The organism is Candidatus Eisenbacteria bacterium (assembly GCA_035577985.1).
Classification (GTDB): Bacteria; Desulfobacterota; Binatia; order DP-6; family DP-6; genus DATJZY01.
Genome location: DATJZY010000112.1, coordinates 1 through 12,803, shown reverse-complemented (window position 1 = coordinate 12,803; position 12,803 = coordinate 1). Strand labels below are relative to the sequence as shown.

Below are 12,803 nucleotides of genomic sequence, written 5' to 3'. Positions count from 1 at the left end.
GCCCAGGTCTAGGAGGGCGCCGCACGGCGTAGTAGAGGACCCCGCATGCGTTTCGGCGTGCACGCGGGCCCGCAGGACTGCTCCCTCGACGATCTGCGCCGGCTGTGGGCGATCGTCGACGGCGCCGGCTTCCACTGGTACTCGGTGTGGGACCACCTCTACTCGGTCTCCGACCTGACCGATACGTCGAAGCCGTGCTTCGAAGGCATCTCGACGATGACGGCGGCGGCCGCCGCGACGCGCAACGTGCGCATCGGCTGCCTCGTCTTCTGCGTCGGCTACCGCAACGTCGGCGTGCTCGCGAAGGCGGCGGCCACCATCGATCACGTCTCGGGCGGCCGCTGCGAGCTCGGCATCGGCGCCGGCTGGAACCAGTCGGAGTTCGACGCGTTCCACATGCCGTTCCTGCCCATCAAGGATCGCCTCGACCAGGTCGAGGAGACGGCGATCGTGCTCCGCCGGCTCTTCGACGGCGAGCGCGTGACGCTCGCCGGCAAGCAGGTCCGGGTGACGAACGCGATCTGCGCGCCGCTGCCGCTCCAGAAGCGGCTGCGCCTGTGGATCGGCGGGCAGGGCGAGAAGCGGATGCTCCGCATCGTCGCGCGCCACGCCGACGGTTGGAACGTGCCGTTCCTCCCTCCCGACCTGTTCGCGCGGCGCAACGGCGTCTTGACGGACTGGTGCGAGAAGGAGCGGCGCGATCCCAAGACGATCGTCCGCACCGCCAACGTCGGCCTCGCGATCGGTACCGACGACGCCCGCGTCAGGCAGCAGGAGGAGAAGCTCCAGCTCATGTTCGGCGGCATGACCGACTGGGTGAAGCCCGGGCATCTGCTCGGGACCCCGGCCGCGGTCGCCGAGCGCATCGGCGAGTACGAGCGCGCCGGCGCCGACTGGGTGATCCTGGCGCTGCGGGCGCCGTTTGACTTCGATGGCCTCGACCTTTTCATTCGGGAGGTGATGCCGAAGTTCCGTCAAGGAGGTCCGCTGTGACGCCCATGACCATCTGGATCGACGGTGAGCTGAAGTCCCGCGATCAGGCGACGGTCTCCGTCTTCGACCACGGGCTCCTCTATGGCGACGGCGTGTTCGAGGGGCTGCGCATCTACGAGCGGCGGATCTTCCGTCTGGAGCAGCACCTGGACCGCCTCTACGACTCGGCGAAGGCGATCGCGCTCGACATCCCGCTGGGTCGCCCCGCGATGATCGAAGCGCTCCGCGCGACCGTCAAGGCGAACCAGAAGGAGAACGGCTACATCCGCCTGGTCGTCACGCGCGGCGTGGGCGACCTCGGCGTCGATCCCACCAAATGTCCGAACCCGTCCGTCATCATCATCGCGACCGACATTCAGGTCTACCCGGCGGCGCTCTACGCCAAGGGCGTGAAGGTGATCACGTCGGCGACGCGCCAGGTGTCGCACGAGGCCTTCGACGCGCGCGTGAAGTCGCTCAACTACCTGAAGAACGTGCTCGCCAAGATCGACGCGAACCGCGCCGGCGCGCACGAGGCCATCATGCTGAACGGCGACGGCTTCGTCGGCGAGTGCACGGCCGACAACCTCTTCGTCGTGAAGCACGGCACGCTGCTGACGCCGTCGCCGCAGGACGGCGCGCTGCAGGGCGTGACGCGCGAGACCATCCTCGAGCTCGCGGGCGAAGCGCGCATCCCCGGCCGCGAGGCGCGCCTCACGCGCTACGACGTGTACACCGCCGACGAGTGCTTCCTCACCGGCACGGGTGCCGAGGTGATGCCGATCGCCGAGGTCGACGGCCGCCGCATCGGGAGCGTCACGCCAGGGCCGCTGACCAAGCGGCTCCTCGACGCGTTCCACGCGCTCGTGCGGCGCGAGGGCGATCCGATCTGGTAGGCGCGCGCTTGCGCCGCGGGCATCGGACCCGCCGCGACCAGCCGGCGCCGTCGCGGGTCGACGACGAGGTTCAGCCCTTCGAGCGTGTGCGCGCCGAGGAGCTGCGGGTCTCCCGGCTCGGCGAAGACGATCTCGTCGATCGTGAAGTGCCGGTCCAGCCGGACGATCGCGAAGCCGACGCTGCGCGTGACGTGCTCGCCGTTGGCGAGGACGAAGGGGACGTCCTTCTTCTCGCGAGCGATGCCGAGCCGCTCGAGGGTGCGCTCGGCGATCCAGGAGAACTCGCTTCCCGTGTCGACGAGCAGCTTCGGCACGACGGCCGATCGGCTGCGATCGACGGAGTTCTCGACCTTGCACTTCACGTAGAAGCCGCCCATCGCGCGACGTCCCCGGGATGCCCGCACCGCTCGCCACCATACTCGCGGCCGGCGCGCATGGCCATCACCGGCCATGCCCCGCGTCGGGATATGCAGGTCCGATGCTCGCGCCTACTGCCGCGGTGACCAGCGCGCGCAGCGAAGCAGCTTCGACTCCCAGCGATCGCGGTACTTGAGGCCCTCGACCATCCAGCCGCCACGCTGCTGGCCTTGCTCGCCGCGCGTCAAGAGCTGCGCGAAACGCTCCCAGTCGAGGACCTTCTGGAGCAGCACCACCTCGTGGTGCTTGCCGGTGCCCGGCGCGACGCGCCAGCACGCCTCGACCGAGATCATGCGGCTCTGCTGCACCTGCGGGTGGAAGACGGAGCCGAGCGCCGCCGTGTAGTCGTCGAGCTTGCCGGGGAAGGGCCACCCGGTGTCGTGGAGATAGATCGTCGGCGAGTCGGTCTCGGTCGTCGCAGGCGGCGCCGAGAGATCGACGTCGCGCAGCGGCGACCAGTCGGTCGGCTGGAGCATCTTCGAGGTGACCTCGCGGCGCAGCTCCCACGCGCGCTTCTGCCAGTCGCGGTGGCGGCGATCGGTCGCGGCGCGCTCGATCATCGCGCCCCACGTCGCCCAGTCGCGCACGGCGGTGATCGACACGGCCTGGTACGACGGTCCCGTCCCGTGCGTGTGCTCCCAGAACCACAGCAGGCGCGCCTCGCCGCGCTCCTCGACGAGCGGGCGCCAGAGCGTGCGGACGGCGTCCTCGAAGGCATGCATCTCGCCGGCGACGACCTCGTGCGTCTCGTGGAGGAAGATCATGACGTCGAGATGCTACGGGCCGAGGCGGCGGGTCAAGCTCGCCGCAGCGTGCACGCTGCGGTGCAGCGCCCCAGTTGCAGCGCAAGGACGGCGGGACCGTAGCCTGCCGCGGCCGGTTGCGCGGCACGGCCGTTGCAAAGCATGAGGGTCGCATGAGCTCGCTCGACGATCCCAAGGTGCTGGCCACGCTCGACCGCCTGCACGCGGCTGCGCGGGGCGACTGGACCTTCTTCGTCCGCAACCTCCCGATGATGGTCGGCATGATCCTCGGCCAGCAGGGGCCACCGGCGGCCGAGCAGGCGGCGAAGTTCAAGGACGTCTACATCCCCATCTCCCGCACGCAGGGACGCTTCCTCTACATGGTGGCGCGATCGGTCGGCGCCAAGCGGATCGTCGAGTTCGGGACGTCGTTCGGCGTCTCGACGATCTACGCCGCGGCCGCCGCCCGCGACACGGGTGGGACCGTGATCGGCACGGAGCTGGAGCCGTCGAAGCGCGAGCGCGCGCTCGCGAACATCGCCGAAGCGGGGCTCGCCGACCTGGTCGACGTTCGTCTCGGCGACGCCCTGGAGACGCTGCGCGACGTGCCGCCACCGATCGACCTGGTCCTGCTCGACGGCTGGAAGGACCTCTACCTGCCCGTCCTCCGCCTGCTCGAGTCGAAGCTCCGGCCGGGCGCGGTGGTGCTCTCCGACAACATCAAGACGTTCCGCCGCTCGCTCGGGCCGTTCCTCGACTACGTGCAGAGCGGACGCAACGGCTTCCACTCGCTCACGCTGCCGCTGGCGGACGGCTTCGAGTATTCCGTGCGTCTCTGAGCCGCGACGACCAGGCCAGCATCCGGACGACGAGTGCGGCCGCGAAGGCGAGCGTCATCACCGTGTGGAACGGCGCGATCGTCGCCGTGCCCATGTAGGTGAAGATGAAGTCGAGCCACAGGACGTAGATGCCCGTCGTGTGCAGCGCGCCCCACGCGCGCCCGAGCGCGCGCTGCGAAGCGTCGTTCGACGTCGCCGCCATGAGCGCCAGGAAGACGAAGCCCGCGCCACCGAAGAGCTTGACGAGCGGCGCGATCGCCGCACCGCCCGACGGGAGGAGGCGAACGAGCGCGATGATCGCGAGCAGATGCCACCAGTGCGACGCGGCGACCGAGAGGCCGAGGTAGCGCCGGTTCGCCATCAGCCATCGCGTGACGTCGGACGGTCGCAGGCGGTGCAGCGCGGAGGCCACGAACGCCGGCAGGAACGCGATCGCCGAGGTGAAGGCGGTCACGCGGATGACGGCGCGCACTTCCTCGGCCCCCGGCTCCGGCGTCGTCACGATGGCCGCGCACACCCCGCCGACGGCGACGAGGTAGCCCAGCGGAAGGCGCGGCCCGATGACGCGACGGTCGCTCACGATCCCTGTCCCGTCGACGCGATCGACGGGCGCTTGCGCAGGCGCTCGATCCAGGCGTGCACGCCGGGACGCGGCTCGAGCAGGGCGCCGAGCTGGGCCATCGCGAACTCGCAGACGAACGGCGCGTAGCAGACGTCGGCTAGCGAGAACGCTCCGACCAGGTACTCCTGCCGGGCGAGCTGCTCTTCGAGGACGTCGAGGTGGCACGCGATCTCTCCCGCCGCGATCTCCTGATCGGCGCGGTCCCACTCCGCCTCGGGTGTGAAGAATCGCATGACCCAGCGCTTGAACGGCGGCGCCAGGTAGTCGCCCGCGGCCTGCATCCACTGCCGCACGCGGGCGCGGTCGCGCGGATCGGCGGGCAGGAGGGCGGGGCGGGGCACGCGCTCCTCCAGATACTCGAGGATGGCGATCGACTCGAACACGACGAGCCCGTCGTCGTCGAGGACGGGCACGTGACCGAACGGGTTGAGGCGCCGGAAGTCGATCGAGCGCGTCGCCCCGCCGGGCAGATCGACCACGACCTCCTCGTGGCGGATGGCCTTCTCGCGCAGCGCGATGCGGACGCGGCGCGGGAAGACCGAGAACGGATGCCAGTAGAGCCGCACCGCGCGCGATACTAGTCGCCGCGCGGACGCGGCGCCAACGTCAGCGGAGCCTCCCGACGCCGGGGACGAAGCGCCCGACCCGGGTCGCGTAGGCGAGGTAGTCCGCGCCGTAGGTGCGGCGCAGGTAGGCCTCCTCCTGGAGCACCTGCCGCCGGATGCCGATCGTGCCGCCGGCGAGCGCGATGAACGAGAGCCATGTGGGGACGAGAAGCGCCAGGCCGGCCAGAGCGAGCAGCATGCCCGTGAAGATCGGATTGCGGGCGAGCGTGTAGAGGCCGCCCGTCACGAGGCCGGGCTTCGCGCTCTCGTCGATGCCGACCCGCCACGAGGCGCCGAGATCGAGCTGGGCGCGGACCATGAGGGCGATGCCGCCGAACAGGACGATCGCGCCGGAGACGTCGAACGGTGGCATCACCATGCGCGCGGCGATCGCATCGGGCCGGAGGGCGTAGACGACCGCCTGGGCTCCGATCACGACGGCGAGGAGGAGCAGCAGCAGGCCGTCGCGACGAACCTGCGCCGGTCCGCCGCTCAGCAGGACGATCCCCCATGATCCGTACCGCCGCCGGTGGAGCCACGCGCGCCAGCCCACGCCGATGCCGAAGAGCGCCGCGATGCCCGCGAGGGGGAGGTAGCGCACTTCGCGAACCCTACGCCGTGCCCAGCCGCACGAGGAAGATCCCGAAGGCGATGGCACCGAGAGCACTGCGGACCGCGTGGAGACGGTTCCACCTGGAGAGCAGCGTGGCAGCCCGCTCTCCCCCGGGATCGAGCGTCGGATCGAGCAACCGCTCGTTCGTCGGGAGAATGACGACGAGTGTGAACGGCACGACCGCGCCGAGCAGGAGCGCGGCCACGGCGAGCCATGGGTCCCCAGCGCGCCACGCCGCCCACAGGCCCGCGACACAGCCCAGGACCGCGAGAGACGCCTGCATGACGGTCGCGCGGTGATAGCTCGGCGCGAACTCCCGCACCGCGAGCTCCGTTCCGCAGGACACCCGTGCCGGATGCTCGACGGCGTTGATGTAGATCGCGGCGCCCGCGAAGAGCCCGGCGCACCCGGTCGCCACGATCGACGCCAGCATCGAGCGCTACCTCGTCCCCAGGTGCGTCGCGATCTGCCAGGTGTTGCCCAACCTCACGGTGTGCCAGCCGTCCGGCGTGAAGTCGTTGCGCATCGGCCTACCAGCCGACGTAGTGGAGCGCCGCTCGCCCCGCCATGAACCAGACGGCCACGGTGGAGATGGCGTACAGGTAGAACCGCAGCATCACGATGTTGATCGTGCAGTGGACGGCGCTGTGCAGCACGCGGAAGACGACGAAGATCCAGGCCGCGCTGACGTACACACCGTCGACCTGGTTCGTCACGAACAGATACAGCGCGAGCGCGTAGAAGACGACCGGGATCTCGAAGAGGTTCTTCAGGTTGTCGGACGGATTCGAGACCTCCGGCGGCGAGATCCGCGCCAGCGCGCCGGGGACGGCCATGTCCTTGGGATCGACCTGGTTGCCGGTGAGGAAGCGGATGCGCTTCACGTACATGTAGACCCACACGACGAAGGTGAGGAGGATCGTCGCGAACACCGGACCGAAGATCGCCGTCTGTTGCACCCTAGCTCCTCGGCCGAATGAAGCGCCCCACCTGGCTCAAATAGTCGCGCTTGCCGATCGCGACGCCGTTGTGCCGCAGGATGTCGTAGGCGGTCACGACGTGGAAGTAGAAGTGCGGGATGGACCAGGCGCGCAGGAGCTGGAGACCGCTCAGCCGGATCACCATGTCGCCGGGGATCTCGATGGAGCAGTCGCGTTCCTCGGCGCCGTCGAAGGCGGCGGCGGGCGCCGCGCGCACGACGTCGAGCGTGCGCGCGATCTGGTCCCGCAGGGCGGGGAAGGTCGTCTCGGCAGCTTCCATCGCCGCGCCGCCCTTGCCGGTGAGACGCGACACGCCGTCGCGGGCGTAGTGGCAGGCCTGCTGGACCTGCTGCGCGAGCGTGAACATGTCGGGCGCGAGCCGCGCGTTCACGAGATCCGCCTTCGCCGAGGCGGCGTGCGCGGCGCCCTTTGCCAAAACCTCCGAGAGGCTCTCGAGCATCGGCACGAAGGTGCCGACGGCCATGTCGTGCATCGTGATCTTCATGCGCCGATCGTCGACCCGGCGAGCGCCGCGAAGGCGAAGAAGTATGCGGGATCCATACGTGCCCTGTCTGCAGCGCCACGTAGCATCGGGCGGCGGACCTTGTGAAGGCGGGAGCGTCAGAGCGCCGACAGCTCCCGATCGTGCTCCCCGGACAACGTCAGGAGCGCCGTACAGGCCCCGACGAGCGCGAAGAGCATGTCCCACTGCGTGTCCCACGGGTCGCCCTGCGTGCCGAGGAATGCCGTGGCTCCGCCGGCCGTCAGGACCGACGTCCACCATTCGAACAACTCGTAGAACGCGCTGCCCGCGAGACAGACGCACACGACGAGGAACGGCAGCCACCGGCTCCCCGCGAGCGGCGAGGTCCGCACGAGCACCTCGCGCGCGAGGATCGCCGGGACGAAGCCCTGCGCGAAGTGTCCGATGCGATCGTAGTGGTTGCGCGCAAATCCGAACCAGCGCTCCATCCAGAATCCGAGCGGCACCTCGGCGTACGTCCAGTGCCCGCCGACACACAGGATCGCGGCGTGAATCGCCAGCAGCACGGCGAGGAGCGGCGTCAGGGGAAAGCGCGCGCGCGTTGCGACGAGGATGGGCAACCCGATCAGCACCGGTGCCACCTCGAGCCACCACGTGACCCGGTCCGCCGGACGGATGCCCGACCACACGAGGACCGCCACGACGCCGGCGAGGCAGGCGGCGCGAAGGCTCACCGGAAGTTCGGCATCACGTGCTGCGCGAACAGCTCGATCGACTTCATCACCGCCGGGTGCGGAATGCGGTCGGCCTGCATGAGCGAGATGAAGTGGTCGAGGCCGGCCTTCTTGTAGCGCTCGACCTTGCGCGCCACGTGGTCGACATCGCCGACGATCACCATGTCCTCGGCGTCGAGCTCCTCGAAGGTGCACTCGCCCTTCTGCATCTTGGCGATGAGCGGGTACTCCTTCGCGATCAGGTCGCGGTACGGCGTGCTCTTGATCTCGAGGTCGGCGTACTCGCGCTGCATGCCCTTGCCGCTCGGGTCGGCGAAGCCGCCGAGCACGCGGAAGGCATAGAGCAGGTAGTTGATGGCCGCGTCGGCGCCGCCGTTCGCGATCGCCTGCTCCCTGGTTTCCGCCACGTGCACGATCGTGAACGCGCCCACCTTGTCGTTCACGAACTTCCCGACCGGCTTCGCCTCCTTCAGCGCCGCGTGGTAGGCGCGCACGCGATCTTCGAGCTGCTTCACGCTGACGAAGATCGTGAGGCCGAGGATGCCGATGCCGTTGCGGCCCGCGAGCTCCCAGGTCTGCGGGCTGGTGGCCGCCGCCCAGATGGGCGGGTGCGGCTTCTGGAGCGGCTTCGGGATCACGTCGCGCGGTGGGATCTTCACGTACTTGCCCGCGTACTCGAACGGCGACTCGGTCCACATGCGCGGGATGATCTCGAGCGATTCCTGCCACATGTCGCGCGACTCGTTGGGGTCGATCTCGAAACCCGCCTGCTCGTGCTGGCTCGAGCGGCCCGTGCCGAACTCGACCCGGCCGTTCGAGACGATGTCGAGCGTGGCCACGCGCTCGGCGACGCGGATCGGGTGGTTGAACTTGTACGGCAGCAGCGTCACGCCGTGGCCGATGCGGATGTTCTTCGTGCGCTGCGCGACGGCGGCCAGGAACACCTCGGGCGCGGAGGAGTGCGCGAACTCCGTCAGGAAGTGGTGCTCGACCTCCCACACCGTGTCGTAGCCGAGGCGGTCGGCGAGGTCGATCTGCTCGAGCGCCTCCTGGAAGCAGCGCCACTCGCTGCGCTCGTCGTGCGGCTTCGGCATCTGGAGCTCGTAGAGGAGGTCGAACTTCATGGCCGTCGGATATGCGCCACGGGCGGGGGCGCGCGCAATGGCGCGCCGGGTCGACCAGGTCGCGCCGCGTGCTATTGAGACTCAGCCATGGCCGAGTTCGCAGTTCAGCCGAGCGACGAGCCGTTCGACTTCCGCCGTCAGGCGGCGACCTACGGGAAATTCCGCCGCGACTACTCGGGCACGTTGTACGACGCCATCGCGGCGCGCACCGGACCCGCCGCCGGGCGCGCGGCCCTGGACGCCGGCTGCGGGACGGGCTTCGTCACACGCTCGCTCGCGGCGCGCGGCTGGCGCTCGGTGGGCCTCGACTTCTCATGGCCGATGCTCGCCGAGGCGCACGCGGCGGGACCCGATCGGCCGCTGGTACGCGCGCGCGGCGAGGCGCTCGCGATCGGCAGCCAGCGTGTAGGGCTCGTCACGTGCGGTACCGCGTTTCACTGGTTCGCTCCCAAGCCCGCGCTGGAGGAGTTCGCGCGCGTGCTGGTGCCGGGCGGCTGGGTCGCGCTGTTCTGGCGCTACCCGATCCCGAAGCAACCCCACATGGCGATGGTCCGCGACAGCCTGCGCGACGTCGACGTCGTGCTGCCCGACGCCTATGAGGAGCTCCGCCCCCACGGGTCGACCCCGTTCGCCGGCTCACCCCTCGTCGACGCCGTCGAGGAGCGCTTCCGGACGACGCTCGAGTTCACGCCGCAGGACTTCCACGGCCAGGTCTCCACGTTCGAGTCGATGCGGCGGTTCTGCGGCGATCGGTTCGCCGAGTTCCTGGATCGTCTCGCCGAGCGCGTCGCACGCCACCCCACGATCATCCGCGAAGAGAACGAGGAGTTCCTCTACCTCGCACGACGGCCGGACTAGGGCCAGAGCCGCATCAGCACGCCGTAGCGATAGGGATCGCCCATGGCGGGCATCTGCCGACCCAGGACGATGATCTTGCCGTCGGGCAGGACGGCGACGTCGACCCCCTGCATGCCGGGGACGGCGACGGTGCCGACGCCGAAGGTCGTGTCGAGCGTACCGTCGTCGGCGTAGCGTCGCACGAGCAACGCAGCGGGACCACTCCCCACGACGACGAGGCGACCGGTCGCATCGAAGGAGAGCCCGAGTGCGTACTCGTCGCTCGATCCGACTGTGACGACGCGCCCCATGCTGCCGAAGCTCTGGTCGTCGCCGCCGTCGGCCGTCCACCGCTCGAGGGCGAATCCAGCTCCGGCGGGCGTGGGCGCACCGGTGATGGCGACGAGGCGCGAGCCGGCGTCGGCGAAGAGCCGTGCACCGCCCGCACTGGATGTGCCGAACGAGGGGAACACCATGCCGCCCGTGCCGAAGGACAGAACGGGAAGCCCGGTCGGCTCGAAGAGCTGCACGCTGTCGGGTGGGTGGACGACGGTCGCGATCGCCACGCGCTCGTCGGGTCGCACGACCGAGAACGTGACCGGGTAGTTGAACTTGAGATCGAAGCCGGGATCCACGGCGCCGGACTCGGTCAGGCGGACGAACCTGGCCTTGAAGTCGGGATTCGTGCAGCCGACGTCCGGGAAGGCGGCATAGACGGCCCCGCTCGGTGCAACCGAGAGGAGCGGCTCCACCTCGTAGCAGGAGTCCGAATCGAACGTGGCGGTTCCGCCGACGCCGAACAGCGGGTCGGGATGCCCGTCGGCGTCATACCGGACGATCACCCGGTTGTCGCCGAAGCCCGTGCGGCCGGCGACCAGGATCCGCCCGTCGGGCAGCACCTTCATGTCGCTCATGAAGTCGATCGCTGGAATCGGCTTCGTGAGCGTCCAGCCGCCGGCGCCGAAGGTCGGATCGAGCTGGCCATCGGCGGTGAAGCGCGCGACACCGATGCCTCCGTCGGCCATGAGCGTATTGAAGCCGCCAGCGACGATGATGCTGCCGCTCGGCTGGACGCCAAGGCCGAACGCGAGGAACGGCATGCCCGCGTTGCCCACCGTCGCCACGCCGCTGCTCCCGAACGACGTGTCGCGCGATCCGGGATCGCCGACGCACGCGCACGCGGCGCTGCAGTGCAGCGGCGCCGTGCACCCCGTCGCGCCGTCGCATGCTTCGCCTGCGCCGGCGTCGACGATTCCGTCGCCACAGCGGGACCGCGTCGCCGTGAACTTCTGCCGTTTCTGCTTCTTCCCCGTCACCGCGCCCGTGAGCGTGTCGCACGCGGCGTCGAAGCGCGCCTTCACACGCACGCGGGCGATTCCGGTGCAGATCTTCCAGAATGCCGTCAGCGTCGAGGTCCGCTTGGGCCGAGCGATGCGCGAGACGCCGAACGGGCAGCCGGCGCCGATCGCCGCGGTGCCGTCACCGATCGTGAGCGAGGCGCTGTCGGCGATGCTCGCGAGGAGCTGCCCGCCCTGAACGACGAAGCGCCCCGGGGTGCAGACGGGCGGTCGCGGTTGCTTTGCGGGAGCCGGACCCGGACAGGCCAGCAGGATGGCGAGGACGAACGCGGAGAAGCGCACGGGGAAGCTTCTAGCGCCGCACCGCGGAGTGCGGCAACTCAGCCGATGAAGCGCTCGACGGCGGCCGCGAACTCGGCGGCCGTTTCCAGGTGCGGTGCGTGGCCGGCGGGGAAGCACTCGAGCCGTGCCCCCGGAATGCGTGCGATGGCGGGCCGGCAGCGCCTGAGCTGGATGATCTGGTCCCGACGTGCCCACGCGAACAGCACGGGAATGCGCAGCCCGGCCGCCAGGTCGCGGAGGTCCGCGCCGGGCGCACCGAAGCCCCGCCAGGCGTCGCGCAGGAGGGGCGCGATCTCGAAGGCCGACGCGACGATGCGGCGGCGCTGCTCGGCCGCGGCGGCCCGCTGGAGGATCATCCGGTAGTACGCAGCGAAGGCGCGCGGGAACCAGCGTGCGCCGCGGGCGCCGGCGTCGAAGAAGCGCACCATCGCGGCGATCGCCGCGCGCGCGAGCCGGTCGCTCGGATCGAGCCCGCCGGGATTCTCGAGGACGAGCGCGCGCACGCGCTCGGGGCGCGCGGCCGCGAGCCGCATCGCCGTCGCGCCGCCGATCGAGTTGCCGACCACGACCGCCTGCTCGATGCCCAGCGCGTCGAGCACACCGGCCGTCAGCTCGGCGTAGCGCGACGCGGTGGGCGGCTCGCGATCGTCGCCCGAGCGGCCCTGGCCCGGGAAATCGATCGCGACAACGCGATGGCGCGCTCCGATCCGCTCGCGGAACCCGCGGAAGTCGCCCGCGCCGTGCCCGATGGCGTGCAGGCAGACGACGGCGGGGCCGGTGCCGCCGTCGTCGACGGCGAGCCGGACGCCGTCGACGACGACGTCGCGCCAGGGCGGCGTCGCGCCGGCCGCGGCGCGAAGCGGAGTGAGCGTCATGTGCATGGTGATATGACTATCACTAGCGACGAGCCGGCGCCAGTGTGCTAGGGGAGGGGCATGCAGGCGGTCATCCGGCGCGCCCGGCCGCGGCGCGGCACGCCCCAGGCGACCCGCGAGCGCCTGGTCGAGGCGGCGGCACGTGTCTTCAACCGCGACGGCTACCACGCGACGGACTCGAACCGTCTCGCCCGGGCCGCGGGGTACGCGCCCGGCACCTTCTACAAGCACTTCGCCGACAAGCGGGAGATCTTCCTCGCCGTGTACGACGCATGGGTCACGGCCGAGTGGGCGGGGATCGAGACCGAGCTGTCGCGATCGACGGGCGGCGGCGTGGCGGCGCGCATCGTGGACGGCGTGCTGGCCCACCACCGCCGCTGGCGCACCCTGCGCGTGAGCCTGCTGGGGCTCGTGGGCACCGA

The 12,803-nt window shown here is 70.3% G+C and carries 17 protein-coding genes; 6 read left to right on the top strand and 11 right to left on the bottom strand.

What is annotated here, in order from left to right; genetic code table 11:
• Positions 1 to 45: 45 nt before the first annotated feature.
• From VMS22_15695 to VMS22_15685, 3 genes are read left to right on the top strand one after another with little or no spacing between them, the layout of a single operon-like run.
• Positions 46 to 993, top strand: a complete 948-nt coding sequence (locus VMS22_15695) for an LLM class flavin-dependent oxidoreductase (GenBank protein HXJ35477.1) — start codon at positions 46 to 48, stop codon at positions 991 to 993.
• A 5-nt stretch (positions 994 to 998) separates the two neighbouring features.
• Positions 999 to 1,868 carry a branched-chain-amino-acid transaminase gene (gene ilvE / locus VMS22_15690; GenBank protein HXJ35476.1) on the top strand — a complete coding sequence of 290 codons (870 nt, stop codon included), beginning with the start codon at positions 999 to 1,001 and terminating at the stop codon, positions 1,866 to 1,868.
• Between the two features lie 8 nt (positions 1,869 to 1,876).
• The gene (locus tag VMS22_15685) at positions 1,877 to 2,371 is read left to right on the top strand and encodes a hypothetical protein (protein HXJ35475.1); all 495 of its coding nucleotides are present in this window, start codon (positions 1,877 to 1,879) and stop codon (positions 2,369 to 2,371) included.
• Here the strand turns inward: VMS22_15685 and VMS22_15680 are convergent.
• Positions 2,357 to 3,049, bottom strand: coding sequence for a hypothetical protein (locus VMS22_15680; protein HXJ35474.1), 693 nt, complete (start codon positions 3,047 to 3,049; stop codon positions 2,357 to 2,359). The genes VMS22_15685 and VMS22_15680 overlap by 15 nt on opposite strands.
• A 152-nt stretch (positions 3,050 to 3,201) precedes the next feature.
• On the opposite strand from VMS22_15680, the gene VMS22_15675 reads away from it, so the two are divergent.
• Positions 3,202 to 3,867 (top strand): class I SAM-dependent methyltransferase, encoded by a 666-nt coding sequence (locus VMS22_15675; protein HXJ35473.1) that lies wholly within the window; start codon positions 3,202 to 3,204, stop codon positions 3,865 to 3,867.
• On the opposite strand, the gene VMS22_15670 is transcribed toward VMS22_15675, so the two are convergent.
• The 8 genes from VMS22_15670 to VMS22_15635 all read right to left on the bottom strand — a co-directional run bounded on the left by VMS22_15670 (position 3,821) and on the right by VMS22_15635 (position 9,029).
• On the bottom strand, positions 3,821 to 4,447 hold the full coding sequence (locus VMS22_15670) for a hypothetical protein (GenBank protein ID HXJ35472.1): 627 nt from the start codon (positions 4,445 to 4,447) through the stop codon (positions 3,821 to 3,823). The genes VMS22_15675 and VMS22_15670 overlap by 47 nt on opposite strands.
• Positions 4,444 to 5,055 (bottom strand): glutathione S-transferase family protein, encoded by a 612-nt coding sequence (locus VMS22_15665; GenBank protein HXJ35471.1) that lies wholly within the window; start codon positions 5,053 to 5,055, stop codon positions 4,444 to 4,446. The genes VMS22_15670 and VMS22_15665 overlap by 4 nt, the downstream gene beginning before the upstream one ends.
• Positions 5,056 to 5,095: 40 nt before the next feature.
• A complete protein-coding gene (locus VMS22_15660; GenBank protein ID HXJ35470.1) occupies positions 5,096 to 5,695 on the bottom strand; it encodes an isoprenylcysteine carboxylmethyltransferase family protein in 600 nt (199 codons plus the stop codon).
• A 10-nt stretch (positions 5,696 to 5,705) separates the two neighbouring features.
• Positions 5,706 to 6,140, bottom strand: coding sequence for a DUF1772 domain-containing protein (locus VMS22_15655; GenBank protein HXJ35469.1), 435 nt, complete (start codon positions 6,138 to 6,140; stop codon positions 5,706 to 5,708).
• 97 nt (positions 6,141 to 6,237) lie between these two features.
• The gene (locus VMS22_15650; protein ID HXJ35468.1) at positions 6,238 to 6,666 is read right to left on the bottom strand and encodes an MAPEG family protein; all 429 of its coding nucleotides are present in this window, start codon (positions 6,664 to 6,666) and stop codon (positions 6,238 to 6,240) included.
• Position 6,667: 1 nt separating this feature from the next.
• Entirely contained in the window at positions 6,668 to 7,192 is a 525-nt protein-coding gene (locus VMS22_15645; GenBank protein ID HXJ35467.1) for a DUF1993 domain-containing protein, read from the bottom strand.
• A 116-nt stretch (positions 7,193 to 7,308) separates the two neighbouring features.
• Entirely contained in the window at positions 7,309 to 7,905 is a 597-nt protein-coding gene (locus tag VMS22_15640; protein ID HXJ35466.1) for a DUF2238 domain-containing protein, read from the bottom strand.
• The gene (locus VMS22_15635; protein HXJ35465.1) at positions 7,902 to 9,029 is read right to left on the bottom strand and encodes an LLM class flavin-dependent oxidoreductase; all 1,128 of its coding nucleotides are present in this window, start codon (positions 9,027 to 9,029) and stop codon (positions 7,902 to 7,904) included. Before VMS22_15635 ends, VMS22_15640 begins: the two co-directional genes overlap by 4 nt.
• An 87-nt stretch (positions 9,030 to 9,116) precedes the next feature.
• Here VMS22_15635 and VMS22_15630 point away from each other — a divergent pair, with 87 nt between their 5' ends.
• Positions 9,117 to 9,887, top strand: coding sequence for a class I SAM-dependent methyltransferase (locus tag VMS22_15630; protein HXJ35464.1), 771 nt, complete (start codon positions 9,117 to 9,119; stop codon positions 9,885 to 9,887).
• On the opposite strand, the gene VMS22_15625 is transcribed toward VMS22_15630, so the two are convergent.
• Both VMS22_15625 and VMS22_15620 read right to left on the bottom strand, forming a co-directional pair.
• Positions 9,884 to 11,506 carry a hypothetical protein gene (locus VMS22_15625; protein HXJ35463.1) on the bottom strand — a complete coding sequence of 541 codons (1,623 nt, stop codon included), beginning with the start codon at positions 11,504 to 11,506 and terminating at the stop codon, positions 9,884 to 9,886. The genes VMS22_15630 and VMS22_15625 overlap by 4 nt on opposite strands.
• A gap of 38 nt (positions 11,507 to 11,544) precedes the next feature.
• Positions 11,545 to 12,381, bottom strand: coding sequence for an alpha/beta fold hydrolase (locus VMS22_15620; GenBank protein HXJ35462.1), 837 nt, complete (start codon positions 12,379 to 12,381; stop codon positions 11,545 to 11,547).
• Positions 12,382 to 12,441: 60 nt separating this feature from the next.
• On the opposite strand from VMS22_15620, the gene VMS22_15615 reads away from it, so the two are divergent.
• Positions 12,442 to 12,803 (top strand): helix-turn-helix domain-containing protein (locus VMS22_15615; protein ID HXJ35461.1); only part of this gene is annotated, 362 nt, incomplete at its 3' end.